The organism is Phaeobacter sp. QD34_24 (genome assembly GCF_028890115.1).
Taxonomy (GTDB): domain Bacteria; phylum Pseudomonadota; class Alphaproteobacteria; order Rhodobacterales; family Rhodobacteraceae; genus Phycobacter.
Window position 1 is genome coordinate 16,642 of record NZ_JARCJD010000009.1, and the last position, 12,079, is coordinate 28,720.

The window sequence follows — 12,079 nt, forward strand, 5'->3', positions numbered from 1 at the left end:
TCAGGGTATCGCCCGCGTTCGGGCGCGGAAGCAGGGCGATATCCTTCATGCGGTCCACCTGTATAGCCAGACCTCGGAGGCGGGCGCACCATCGCGGCGCAACTGGGCGCGCAGCTCCACATGATCGCGCGATCCGGGATCAAAACTGAAGGCAAGGCGCAGACCGCCGGTGGCCGGGTTGCGCTGCAGGACGCCCTGGCTCAGCTCCACATGCGCGGACGTGAGCGTGACGTCCAGCGCATCGGGGTCGCCTGCAAGCAGTGGGTGCTCCTCAAAATCCACGGTCATGATGCGCCCCGGCGTGCCAAAGATTCTTGCACCCGATGCGGTATCGATCACACGGGGCAGGGGAAGGTCGGGGCCGGTGCCCCAGGTCAGACGATAGTCGAGCCGCAGCTCGGAGCCCGCCGGGTAGGGCGTCTGGGGGCGCCAATAGGCGACGATATTGTCGTAGATTTCCTTGTCGGCGGGGATTTCGACCAGGGTGACGGCGCCCTTGCCCCAATCGCCCTTCGGTTCCACCCACAGGCTGGGGCGGCTTTCGTAATGCGCTTCCAGATCGGCGAAATCCGCAAGATCTCGGCTGCGCTGCATCAGGCCAAAGCCGCGCGGGTTCTCATCCACGAATGAGGAGACCTGGAGTCGGGTCGGGTTGGCCAGCGGGCGCCACAGGGTCTCGCCCTGGCCGTTCTGGATCAGCAAGCCATCGCTGTCGTGCACGGCGGGGCGGAAATCGTCGAACCGGCTGCGGTTGGTGCGATCAAACAGGAACATCGAGGTGAGCGGCGCAAGGCCCGCATGGGACAGCTCCTTGCGCGCAAAGAGCCGCGCCTCCACCTCCATCACGCAGGGGCTGCCGGGCTGGATGAAAAAGCGATAGGCGCCGGTGACGGAGGGGGAGTCCATCAGCGCATGGACCACCATCTCCCGCTGGCCCGGTGCCGGGGCCTCCAGCCAGAATTCGGTGAACTCAGGGAATTCCTCGCCCTCGGGATCGGCAGTCTTCAGGGCCAGGCCGCGCGCCGACAGGCCGTAGGTCTGCCCAATGCCGATGGCGCGGAAATAGCTGGCCCCCTGGAAGACGCAGAATTCGTTCTTTTTGCCCGGCTCGCTCAGTTCGGTGCGCAGGCGGAACCCGGAATATCCCAGCGCGCCTTCTGTGCTCAGCTCGGGGGCCTTGTCGGTCTTGTCAAACAGCGACAGGTCAAAGGCAATCGGCTGCGACAGCCCCTGCGCCACACTGTGCATCTGCACCGCATGCGGGAAGTAGAGACCGGGGAGGAAGAAATCCACGTTGTAGCTGCGAGCGGTTGTGCTCCACAGGGCGTCCCGACTGCGGAACCAGCGGGTCTGATAGTCCTCATAGGTCAGATCCAGCCAATCCTGCGGCACCTTGGGGCGCTGCTGGTAGCGCATCTGCGCCAGCAGGCGCGCGCGCTCGACCACGTGATCGGGGTGGAACGGGACGGCGCCCCCCATGGCAAGGCCAGGACCGGCCAGGGCGCTGAGCGCCAGGGCGGAGACGCCGCCCAGCACGCTGCGACGGGACAGCAAGGGCAGAGCGGGCAGGGTCATTGCTTTCCTCTCCAGGGGTGGGATTTGAACCAGGCGGCGCCATAGGCGCAGGTGATGATCAGGGCAAAGCCCGCGATATTGGCGGCGGCGGTGATCAGGATGCCGCGATCCGTCTGATCCAGGGCAAAGCCGATGAGCCGGGCCAGCGCCATGGAGAAGACAAAGACCGCGAGGGATTGCTGGCCCACCTTGGTGATGATCCTCAGTACCCGTGCCCAGAGGCGTGCGGCCGCAGAGTGACCCGTGGCAATCAGGCGCCGACCGCCGGTGCCCGCGATGGCCCAGCCCAGATAGGCAAGCGCCAGGAAATGGGCATAGCGCAAGAGGCCGAAATCGGTTTTCTCTCGCCACTCTTCCGTGATCTGCCAGCTGGGGCGGATGAGATCGGCCAGATCCCTGTTCCAGGCCTCCAGCCACAGGAAGACCTTCCACGACCCGAAGGGAGCTGACAGGATCACGAAGGCGGCAGAGAGCAGGATCAGGATGCGCGACAGGGGGGGGACGGGCAGCCAGCCCTTCATGAAGGCAAAACCGGTGAAGAACAGCAATTGCCAGCCAAAGGGGTTGAAGAACCATTCCCGCGTAGACCACGGCTCTGCGGGCAGCGACAGCCCATCGGGGCCAAGCCCGATCATATAGGGGTTGGCGGCCAGCCAGATTGTGGCGCTGGTCGCGGCAATGGCCCACAGCCCGAGGCGCTCCAGCCCCATCATCAGGGGCATCAGTGCCAAAACGACCAGATACATCGGCAGGATGTCAAAGTAGTTCGGCACATAGGTCAGTGTAAACAGCCCCAGCAGCTGCGGCATGGGATCGTCGAAGAAGGGCATGAGGTTCAGGGACGCCGCGTAGCTCGTATCAAAGGCGCCGCTCAGATCCAGCGCCGCCATGGTCATGGCGACGAAGAAGAACAACCCGATATGGGCCCAGAAGACCTGCCAGCAGCGAAACACCACCCGCGCCGTTCCCAGGAGCCAGCCGCGCCGCGCGAAGGATCCGCCAAAGGCGATCGCCGAGGCCATGCCTGAGCAGAACACGAAGATTTCGGTTGCATCGGAAAACCCGAAGCGCGCCGGGATCCAGCCGGTCCAGCGGTTTTCGGGGATATGGGCCACCAGGATGATGAACATGGCGATCCCGCGGTAGAAATCGAGCCGCGGATCGCGCAGTCGCCCCGGCGCTGCAGCAGCGGATGCGGGCGGGTGCAGGCTATTGGCGACCCGGGTTTCGGGCGGGCTCTGAGACGTGTCTGCGGGGTCGGGAAACTTGGAAATACGCGCCATCTGAAAAGGCTCATTCTAAAGGACGATCAAGATAGGGACAGGTGCTGCGTCATTCGGCGGGCAGGCTTTGCGCGCCGGAGCCGTCAAGCGCTGCGGAAATCAGGCTGCGGCGGGCCAGTGCGTAGGTGTCCTCGGCGCCGCCGCGCTGGGCGCGACGGGCATCCAGGATTGCGGTGACCTCGGTCAGGCGACCGGCCCGGATCCCGGCATCGATGGTCATGCGCTCAAAGACATCGCGCTGGGCGTGGCTGCCTCCGGCCAGCTGCATCGTGCCCCGTGCCTGCGCCAGGTGATCGAAGGCGAGGCCATAGTTGCCCTCGCCAAAGGCCTCCAGCCCGCTGGCGGCGGCCCGGCCCGGATCGGCCATGCGCTGCATCGCCTCGTTTCGGCCTGCGGTCGCGGCATCGGCATGAATGCGCTGCACCATGCGGCGGGTGTCACCCGCGCGGCCGCGTCCGGCCAGTGCCAAGAGGTAATGCAGATCGGCAAAGATCAGGCTGCCGTCCTCGGTGCGGGCGGCGCAAAGCTCCGACAGCTCCTCCCAACGGGTACCCACCGCGATCCCTTCCAGCTCCAGCCGCATCAAGAGCGACGTGGCATTGGAGATATCGCGGTAATCGTCAGTCCTGTCCTTGCGGATCTCGCGGTCGTAGAGATCCAGAACCAGTTCGGTCTGGCCCAGGTCCAGATGCATCAGCGCCTTGTGCCACCAGACGTGGTAGCGGAAGTTGTTGCAATGGCTCCAGGCGTCTTCGCGGCCGGTCAGCCAGTCGAGGCCCGCCCTGGCGTTGCCGGTCATGTCATGAACATGGGCCACCGCATGCAGCCCCCAGGCATCGTCCGGTGCCATCCAGAGTGCCTGCCGACCGGCGGTCTCGGCCTTGGTGTAGTCGCCGGTTTCCTCCAGCGCGAAGGCATGACAGCCCAAGAGGTAGCCGCGTCCGGGATGATCCGGGGCATAGGCAGACAAAACCCGCTCCACCGAGCGGCGCATGCCTTGGTTGTCTCCCAGCACAAAGCGGATCGCCTGGCTCATCTTCATCGCCAGACTGTCGGCGGGATGCGCGCGCAGGATCTGTTCGAGCAGTTGAACGGCCTGGCTAGGGCGCCCCGCAAGCCACAGTTTCAAAGCATCGGCATATAGTCTTTCCCGGGGCAGGGCGCTTTCATAGCCGATCTGCGCCGCCTTCAGCGCCTCCATGGCGCCATCGCGCATTTCCGAGCGGCCCAGCAGCATCAGGAACAGCCCCTTGGCGGATTGTGCAAGGGTGAAGCCCGGTTCAGCCTCCAGCAGTTTGCCCAGGTGCACCGGCGCATCGGCGCCATGGGCCAGAACCCCAAGCTGCACCTTGTTCCACAGATCGAGACTGGCCGGATCGCTCAGGCTGGTTTCCTGTCCAAAGATATCGTCCGTCATGATGTTCCATCCTCGCCGCCGGTGTTTTGCTGTTGAAGCAAGGGTAGAACAGGGCAATTTCCCAAGCGACTGGCGCTCGCGCTTTGGTGATGGCGCGTGTGTGGGGTGGGGGGAATGACGCTGAAACAGGCTGCAAAAGCAGGCGTATTCCTGCCATTTGAGGCCACAGGAAACAAAACGCCCGCCAAAATGGCGGGCGTTTGCCGGTTTTTGTAACATTCGGCGGGCCTTTGCCCGGCGGGATGCTTCTCAAGAGGCCGAAAACGGGTCTTCGGCGCCGAGAATCCCGTCGCCGTCAGCACCGCAACCGGGCGGGGCATGGCGGTAGGTCACCGGTGTGCGGGAGAAGTTCAGCGGGTTGCCCAGCAGTTTGACGGGGATATCTCCGGCCTGCATATCAATCGCCATGCCGCGGGCGGCGACCTGATCCGAGGCAAAGACCCGGTCCAGCGTCTGCACCGGCCCTGCGGTGACCTTGCGCGCCTCCATGGCGGCGATCACCTCGTCCATGGTGAAGCGTTTGAGCGCCGGGATCATGATGTCATTCAGCGCCGCGCGATGTTCCAGCCGGGCCGGATTGTTGGCAAAGCGCGGATCCTCGGCCAGGCCTTCAAGGCCCAGAAATTCCATCACCCGGCGGAATTGCGCGTCATTGCCGATTGCAAGGATCACATGGGAATCCGAGGTTTCGTAGACCCCGTAAGGCATGATCGAGGGGTGCTCGTTGCCGCGCCGGGAGGGCAGGTTGCCGGTGTTGAGATAGGCAACGCCCTCGTTGATCAGCCAGGCGATGGTGCTGTCCACCAGGGCCAGATCGATCTGCTGTCCCTCGCCGGTTTGCTCCTGATGGCGCAGGGCGGCAAGGATGCCGATACAGGCATACATGCCGCACATCACATCGGCGATGCCGGTGCCGACCTTCACCGGTTGTCCCTCGGGATCGCCGGTCAGCGACATGATCCCGGCAAACCCCTGTGCCACCAGATCATAGCCGGGACGGTGGCTGTTGGGGCCGGTCTGCCCGTAGCCCGAGATCGAGCAATAGACCAGCCGGGGGAAGTCATCCTTGAGGCTGGCGTAGTCCAGACCGTATTTCGCAAGGCCTCCGGGTTTGAAATTCTCGATCAGGATATCGGCCTTGGCCGCCAGCCTGTGGATCTCGGCCTGACCTTCGGGGGTGGTGATGTCGATGGCCACCGAACGCTTGTTGCGGTTGGCGGCCATGTAATAGGCCGACAGATCCGTGGGATTGCCATCTTCGTCCATCGCATAGGGCGGCCCCCATTGGCGGGTATCATCGCCGCCGGATTTGGGGTTTTCCACCTTGATCACGGTGGCGCCCAGATCGCCCAACATCTGGGTGCAGGTGGGACCCGCCAGAATGCGCGACAGGTCCAGAACCTTGACGCCCTTGAGGGCGCCGTGCGGCAGCAAGTCAGATGCGTCCATCATATCCTCCCGGTTCGATTTCGGCAGAGATGACAGTGAAACGATCCGAAGCCAAGGCCCCTGCCAGGGCTTTGCGCAGTTCCGTTCGGTCACGAACCGTCACGCCGTTGCCCCCAAGGGCGCGGCCCATGGCGGCAAAATCGTGGCGCGCGAAATCGACACCCCGGTTTGGCAATTGGCGCTGGCGCTGTTTGAGCTCGATCAGGGCCAGGCTGGCATCGGCAAAGACGACGAAGATCGGCGCGACGCCCAGCTCCGCTGCGGAGGCAAGTTCTCCGGTCACCATCAGGAAGCCCGCATCGCCGGAAAAGCTGACCACGGGGCGGTCCGGCTGTACCAGCTTGCGCCCGATCGCCATCGGCACGGCGCAGCCCATGGTGCAGAGACCCGAGGACTGGATCAGCCCGCGCGGCTCTGTGCACTGCCACATCTGGCTCAGCAGGATGCGATGGGCGCCGCTGTCTGCGGTGGCAAGGGTGTTTTCCGGCAGGGTTGCCCGACATTCGGCGATGACAGCCGAAGGTCCCCAAGTATCGTCTTGCGGGAAGGCCGTGGCAAGTCCTGCCCGTGTTGCCTCGATCTCGCCGCCGGTCCAGGTGTCGGCTGCGGCGCCCGCTGGTGTCAGCGCGGTCAACATGGGGGTAAGCGGCGCCACGATGCTGAGGCTGGCGTGATGCATGTAATGGGTGTTGGCCTCGGCGGCGACTTCGATCACCCTTTGCCGGTTTGGGTCCCAGGCGTTGCGCCAGCCGGGGCGCATCTCGATGGGATCATAGCCAAGCGGCAGGATCAGATCCGCCTGTTTGACCAAGGGCAAGAGGTGACGGTCCGCGAGCGGAGACAATCCTGCGCCACCCAAGCACAGGGGGTGATCTTCCGGCAGGATGCCCTTGGCCTTGTAGGTGGTGACAAAGGGGATCTGGTATGCCTCCAGGAAAGCGCTGAGGGCAGGGCCTGCCTGCTCGCCCACCGCATCCAGGCCGATGATCGCCAGGGGGCGTTTTGCCTCGCTCAGCCAGGATTGCGCCTGCGCCAGTGTTGCGTCCTCTGGCACCGTGGGGGCTGCAGGCGCGCGGCGGGTGTTGCGATCCCTGGCGGGCGCATCCGCGACCGAGATCGGCACGTCGATATGCACCGGTCCGGAGCGCGGCTCTGTCGCGATGGAAACGGCCTTGTCGGCGATGATATCGGCAGCCTCGGCGTTTAGCCGGAAGGTGGCCTTGGTGATCGGGGCAAAGACCGCGCGGTGATCCAGCACCTGATGGGTATAGGTCTGCTCTTCGGCAGCATCGACGCAGCCGGTCAGCACCAGCATCGGCACCCGGTCCTGATGGGCATTGGCCACCACGTTGACGCCATTGAGGGCACCGGGGCCAAGCGTCGCCACCAGGATCACCGGCGCGCCATCGCCGTGATGCACCCCTTCGCCCATGAAGCCGGCTGCGTTTTCATGCTTGGCGAGATGAAAGGTGATGCCCGCGGCCTCCAGCGCATCCACCAGGGTCAGCACCTCGCCGCCGGGCATGCCAAAGGCGTGGCGGCACCCGGCCTCATACAGCCGACGGGCCAGAACATCGGCTGCGCGAATATCTTGTGTCATGACAATCCGTTCCTCACTGATCCACGCCAGATTGCCCGTCCCACCGTCGGGTGCAAGGACCCTCACGGCTCTGTGACCCTAGTTCACCGCCTCCCGCGCGATCTTTGCGAAACGCCTGTCCAACTCCTCGGCAAGGGCCGATAGCCTGTCTCCGCCTTCATCGCGGTAGGGAGCAAAGACATGACTTGGGCGTTTGTAGGAGAGCTGCGCCGTGCCATCGGGGGATTCGGTGACATAAAGACGGATCGGGGCTTCGATCATGGCGGCGGTGGACGTGGCAAGGATCTTCACCGCAAAGTGGTTGTTGAAGACGCCGATCACCCGGTTGCCCGGAATGGTGATGCCACGGGCGGCTGCGGCGGCGGTGGGGCCTGCCTGGGTGACCACGGCCATCCCATTGGCGCGCACCGCCGCCAGCGTATCTTGCACGAGTTGCTGGTAGGATTTCTGTGTTGCATGCACCTCCCAGCCGGGACGGGGGGAGATATCACCGGCGAGGGCTACAGAGGTCGCGAGGATGACGGAGAGGAGAACCGCCGACAGGCGCGCGTGAAGGGACATTGAAGGCTCCGTGAGTTGCATGTCTCGACAAGACTACATCGCCTCTTGATCACATGGTCTTACAACTGGGTGTCATACACCTTTCGGTTGGGCGGCGGTGCGCAGAACAAAGAACGCGCCCCGGATCGGGGCGCGTTCGCGTGGGTTCGGGCTGAAGCCGCCGTCAGACGGCGATCTTGCCGCCGCCCTTCTTGGTGACCACCACGACCGAGGGGCGCGGGGGCATCTTGGGGTCGAAATCGGGCCAGCGGGTGGCCGGATCTTCAAAGGTCGAGGCGCGCTCGAACCCTTTCAGCGACTTGGTGCCATCGGTGCCGGGGTGCTGGACCGCCAGGAACAGGGTCTCGCCATTGTCGGTGAAATAGGGGCCACAGAGTTCCCCGCCGACGGGGCAGCGGAAGAACAGCTTGGAGGTGCCGCGCAACCCGCCTTCGGTTTCCACACCATAAAGACCATCGGACTTGCCGGTCTTGCCCCATTTGCTGCCCTGGTCGGTGGAGACCCAGAGGCGGCCATCGGCGTCAAAGGCGCAGTTGTCCGGAGAGCCGAACCAGCCGTTTACGCTGGTTTCGGGGTTCCACTGGGCGCCGACTTCGGCCAGCTCGGGATCGCCGCATTTCACCAGGATCGACCAGCTGCCACGGGTGGCCGCGTGATCGCCGCCCTCTTCCTTCACCTCGATGATGTGGCCGAAGTTGGATTTGGCACGCGGGTTCGCCGCGTTGACCTGCTCTTCCTTCCGCTTGGAGTTGTTGGTCAGCATGATGTAGGCGGTGCCGTCTCCACGCGGCTGGGCGTCCTCGGGGCGGTCCATCGGGGTGGCGCCCAGGGCATCGGCAGCCAGGCGGGTGTCGATCAGCACGTCGGCCTGGCTGGCAAAGCCGTTCTCGGCGGTCAGCGGGCCGGTGCCGTGAACCAGCGGCATCCATTCCACGCTGCCGTCCTCGTCAAAGCGGGCCACATAGAGGATACCGTCGCTCAGCAGTTTGCTGTTGGCGGCCGCATCATCCGAGACCACACCGTTCGACACATATTTGTACTGGTAGTCAAAACGGTTGTCGTCGCCCATGTAGACCACCAGCTTGCCCGAGGAGGAGACCACGGTTTCGGCGCCTTCATGACGGAAGCGGCCAAGGGCGGTATGTTTCACCGGCTTTGCATCGGGGTTGCGCGGATCGACTTCGACCACCCAGCCGAAACGGTTCGGCTCATTGGGTTCCTTGTCGATGTTGAACCGGTCATAGAACTTGCCCCAGGCGTACCAGCGACCGGGCACGCCGTAGCGTTTCATATTCTTGGCTTCGGGCTGGCCCGAGATAACGGGCTTGCCGTCGCCGTCGACCACATCGGTCCAGAAATAGCCGTGGAAGTTTTCTTCGGCCATCAGGTAGGTGCCCCAGGGGGTCATGCCGCCGGCGCAGTTGTTGAGCGTGCCGATGACCGACAGACCCGAGGGGTCGGCATTGGTCTTCATCCGGTCATGACCGGCGGCGGGGCCGTCGATGGTCATCTCGGTGTTGAGCGGGGAAATCCGGCGGTTCATCTTGCCATCGCGCACCACGGCCCATTTGCCGTTCGCACCCTTGGCAATCTCGACCACGCTGCCGCCATGGGCGGCCATCTCGATCTCGACCAGCTCCTTGGTCATGCCTTCAAAACCAGCCTTGTCCTGGCGGCCAAGGCCGGGGAACATGACTTCCTCGTTGGTGTATTCGTGGTTCACGCAGAGCAGGCCGCGGGTGCCTTCGGCGTTCAGCGGGGTGAAGCCGACATAATCGTTGTTGTAGCCGAATTGCTGCATCTGGGCTTCGGCAGTCTGGTTCATCACGTCGAATTCCGGCGCGTCTGCGGTGATCGGATCGCCCCAGCGCAGCAGCACGTCGGCGTCATAGCCTTCGGCGATATGGTGGGTTTCGTCGTTGCCCCAGGTCAGTTCTTCGAAGTTGTAGCGACCCGCGCCGTGGCCATCGGCAGCCGCTTCATTCGGAGCAATCAGCGCGGAGGTGCCGAACAGGGCGGTGGTGGCCGAAACACCCAGCATGCCCTTCAAGAGATCGCGGCGACCGTAGCGGGCATTGATCACGTCACCGATGGTGCGCTCAAGTCGCGGATTGGTGGGGATATCGTCAAAGGCCTCAAAGGCTTCGGCCTTATTTCCGATTTCGGGGTCATTGATGATTTGCTTGCGATCCATGGCGTGCTCCAGATTGTCTTGGTGCCAACACAGTGTCAGCCCAGGGCTCTGTGGCGTGGCGCTGTAACACATGCGTGACGCAGGCCGATGTTTATTCAAACTGTTACATGGGCCTGCGGTTTTGAATGTGCGGGCCATTTGGGCTTGCGCGTGGTCTGGCCCGCTGTCCTGCGACAGTCGCTCCCAATGCGGCTACTCGGCGGCGCTGAACCCTTCGATTAGCTGTCGCAAGCCAAGGGCCGCGCCTGCAAAGATCGCAAGGAAGGTCACCGGGGCTGAAACCGCCAGGAGCGAGAAGGCGCTCAAGCCCTGGCCGACTGTGCAGCCAAGCGCGATGACCGCCCCTGCGCCCATGATCCCTGCGCCCAGGATCTGGCGGCGCAATTCGCGCGGATCCTCGCAGGCCTCCCAGCGGAAATGCCCCTTGATCAAGGAGCCGATGAAAGCCCCGGCCCAGACCCCGGCGATGGAGCCCACGGCAAAGGACAGCGGGCGCAGGCTGCCGGTCATGGTCCAGAGGATGGTCTCGCCCAGGGGGGCGGAGAAGGAATGCGACACAACCGGCAAGGCTTCGAACCCGGCGGTGTTGACCTTGCTGGTGAAGCCCCAGCCAGACACGATGGCAAGGCCGACAACCACCGACCAGAATATGGCCTTCTTGTCATCGCGCAATTCACGCCCGCACAGGGCGGCCAGGATGATCAGCACGCCGACGCTCATGCCGATGCTGTGCACCGACAGCCCGGTGAGGGCGGCGCCGTGATGGGCCAGCCCCGGCGGGATCTCGGTGGTGACCAGGACCTGTTCGAAGAAGAAGTTGCGCAGCGGGGCGAGCGGGCCGCTCAGCACCACATAGGTGGAAACGCCCATGACCAGAACGATCACGAAACTGCGCAGGTCGCCGCCGCCCAGTCGGGCGATGGCGCCATAGCCGCAATTGCCGCTAAGCGCCATGCCGTAGCCGAACATCAGCCCGCCCAGGATCGAGGCGATGGGCATCCAGCGAATGCTGAGGTAGTAGCTTTCGGTTTCGCCCAGAAGCCCCAGCGCCACAAGCGAAAAGCTGCCCAGAACAGCGACGCCGATGGCCAGGATCCACATGCGCATCCGCAGGGAGGATCCGCCGTAGAGGATGTCCTCGATGGCGCCCAGGGTGCAAAACCGACCGAGGCGCGCAGCCAGCCCCAAGAGGATGCCTCCGCCCAGCCCTGCGATGGCGGCCCAGTGGTGTTCTGTCAGCACGTCAAACATGTGGCTCCCCTCCCGGCAGCTGCAGTTTATTGACCATGCAGAAATGACCTCTGGGATGCAAGGGCCGCGCGTTCCTCAACCCCGACAGGGGATGGGCGGCACAGGGGGATGAGACGGGGAAGTGAGACGTGGGTGCGGTAAGGTGCTGTGACAAGGGCAGGAGGGCGGCCGGGGGGCAGGCAGGGTCACACGCCAAGAGCTCACGCGCCGACTTTGCGCGGGAACCATTGCGGCCTGAGGCTGGAGTTGTCAGGTTAGCCGTCGTCAAATTGCCGTCGTCAAGTTGGCGATCGCGTAGTTGGAGGCCAAGGGCCAGGCTTTGCCTAGGCTGTGGCATCCTCGTTGCAGAAGAGGTCGTAGACCACCTCCAGGATGCGGCGCGGACGATCATCGGCAAGACGGTAGTAGATCGCCTTGCCATCGCGACGCGGCACCACCAGACCTTCGAGCCGCAGGCGCGACAATTGCTGGGAAACCGCCGCCTGGCGCGCCGAGAGCAGTTCTTCCAGTTCTGTCACGGATTTCTCACCGGTGACCAGGTGACAGAGGATCATCAGCCGCCCTTCGTGGCTGATGGCCTTCAGGAAATTGGAGGCCGTGGTGGCGCTGTCCACCAGTTTCTCCAGCTCGTCTTCCGCCATGTCGACCGAGAATTTCGGCAACCCCATTTCGAAATCTCCTATACGGCAGCGCTCGTTGGCCTGCGCATCGTTCCTGTCACCGCCGGTGGCAAATCGGTCCCCCGACCA

At 64.1% G+C, this 12,079-nt stretch carries 9 protein-coding genes; all 9 read right to left on the reverse strand.

Features of this window, described 5'->3' with window-relative positions; all coding sequences use genetic code 11:
- Positions 1 to 45: 45 nt before the first annotated feature.
- The gene (locus PXK07_RS08930) at positions 46 to 1,560 is read right to left on the reverse strand and encodes a glucan biosynthesis protein (RefSeq protein ID WP_274847994.1); all 1,515 of its coding nucleotides are present in this window, start codon (positions 1,558 to 1,560) and stop codon (positions 46 to 48) included.
- 11 nt (positions 1,561 to 1,571) lie between these two features.
- Positions 1,572 to 2,858 (reverse strand): OpgC family protein, encoded by a 1,287-nt coding sequence (locus tag PXK07_RS08935; RefSeq protein ID WP_274847880.1) that lies wholly within the window; start codon positions 2,856 to 2,858, stop codon positions 1,572 to 1,574.
- Between the two features lie 49 nt (positions 2,859 to 2,907).
- Entirely contained in the window at positions 2,908 to 4,275 is a 1,368-nt protein-coding gene (locus PXK07_RS08940) for a tetratricopeptide repeat protein (protein ID WP_274847881.1), read from the reverse strand.
- A 249-nt stretch (positions 4,276 to 4,524) separates the two neighbouring features.
- A complete protein-coding gene (locus PXK07_RS08945) occupies positions 4,525 to 5,724 on the reverse strand; it encodes a CaiB/BaiF CoA transferase family protein (protein WP_446728365.1) in 1,200 nt (399 codons plus the stop codon).
- On the reverse strand, positions 5,711 to 7,324 hold the full coding sequence (locus PXK07_RS08950) for a thiamine pyrophosphate-binding protein (protein WP_274847883.1): 1,614 nt from the start codon (positions 7,322 to 7,324) through the stop codon (positions 5,711 to 5,713). The genes PXK07_RS08945 and PXK07_RS08950 overlap by 14 nt, the downstream gene beginning before the upstream one ends.
- 78 nt (positions 7,325 to 7,402) lie before the next feature.
- Positions 7,403 to 7,885 carry a DUF302 domain-containing protein gene (locus PXK07_RS08955; protein WP_274847884.1) on the reverse strand — a complete coding sequence of 161 codons (483 nt, stop codon included), beginning with the start codon at positions 7,883 to 7,885 and terminating at the stop codon, positions 7,403 to 7,405.
- 163 nt (positions 7,886 to 8,048) lie between these two features.
- Positions 8,049 to 10,079 (reverse strand): PhoX family protein, encoded by a 2,031-nt coding sequence (locus tag PXK07_RS08960; RefSeq protein ID WP_274847885.1) that lies wholly within the window; start codon positions 10,077 to 10,079, stop codon positions 8,049 to 8,051.
- A 192-nt stretch (positions 10,080 to 10,271) separates the two neighbouring features.
- On the reverse strand, positions 10,272 to 11,330 hold the full coding sequence (locus PXK07_RS08965; protein ID WP_274847886.1) for a YeeE/YedE family protein: 1,059 nt from the start codon (positions 11,328 to 11,330) through the stop codon (positions 10,272 to 10,274).
- A gap of 323 nt (positions 11,331 to 11,653) precedes the next feature.
- Complete coding sequence (locus tag PXK07_RS08970) at positions 11,654 to 11,998, reverse strand: ArsR/SmtB family transcription factor (protein WP_274847887.1); 345 nt, start codon at positions 11,996 to 11,998, stop codon at positions 11,654 to 11,656.
- Positions 11,999 to 12,079 lie beyond the last annotated feature (81 nt).

Excerpts from the sequence above, each read along its gene's own strand:
- PXK07_RS08935 (WP_274847880.1), bottom strand. The coding sequence starts at position 2,858 with ATGGCGCGTATTTCCAAGTTTCCCGACCCCGCAGACACGTCTCAGAGC.
- PXK07_RS08940 (WP_274847881.1), bottom strand. The coding sequence starts at position 4,275 with ATGACGGACGATATCTTTGGACAGGAAACCAGCCTGAGCGATCCGGCC.
- PXK07_RS08945 (WP_446728365.1), bottom strand. The coding sequence starts at position 5,724 with ATGGACGCATCTGACTTGCTGCCGCACGGCGCCCTCAAGGGCGTCAAG.
- PXK07_RS08950 (WP_274847883.1), bottom strand. The coding sequence starts at position 7,324 with ATGACACAAGATATTCGCGCAGCCGATGTTCTGGCCCGTCGGCTGTAT.
- PXK07_RS08955 (WP_274847884.1), bottom strand. The coding sequence starts at position 7,885 with ATGTCCCTTCACGCGCGCCTGTCGGCGGTTCTCCTCTCCGTCATCCTC.
- PXK07_RS08960 (WP_274847885.1), bottom strand. The coding sequence starts at position 10,079 with ATGGATCGCAAGCAAATCATCAATGACCCCGAAATCGGAAATAAGGCC.
- PXK07_RS08965 (WP_274847886.1), bottom strand. The coding sequence starts at position 11,330 with ATGTTTGACGTGCTGACAGAACACCACTGGGCCGCCATCGCAGGGCTG.
- PXK07_RS08970 (WP_274847887.1), bottom strand. The coding sequence starts at position 11,998 with ATGGGGTTGCCGAAATTCTCGGTCGACATGGCGGAAGACGAGCTGGAG.